The sequence below is a fragment of the Pseudoalteromonas sp. AWH4_217 genome, assembly GCF_056161105.1.
This window is the reverse complement of sequence record NZ_JBSWYM010000079.1, coordinates 1-301: the sequence shown is the minus strand read 5'-3', so window position 1 is coordinate 301 and position 301 is coordinate 1. Positions and strand designations below refer to the sequence as shown.

The following is a 301-nucleotide window of genomic DNA, read 5'->3' as shown; positions in this document are numbered from 1 at the left end:
TCAGCTGGATAGAGTACCTGGCTACGAACCAGGCGGTCGGAGGTTCGAATCCTCCCGCGTCCGCCACTTCTCTTAAGTGGTTAAATAAAAAAGAAGCACACATCAAGTGTTAAACATGATAAAACGGACGCGTAGCTCAGCTGGATAGAGTACCTGGCTACGAACCAGGCGGTCGGAGGTTCGAATCCTCCCGCGTCCGCCACTTCTTATTTAAGAAGTGAGCAATCAACCGACGAAAGTCGGTTTTTTTGTGCCTGTAATTTGGGGTTTGTGTTTCAGCTGGATAGCGTACCTGACTACG

At 49.5% G+C, this 301-nt stretch carries 1 tRNA gene; it reads left to right on the top strand.

Annotated features, from left to right (window positions below):
• The first annotated feature begins 125 nt into the window (after positions 1-125).
• Positions 126-202, top strand: a tRNA-Arg gene (locus tag ACXAH1_RS24765).
• Positions 203-301: the final 99 nt, after the last annotated feature.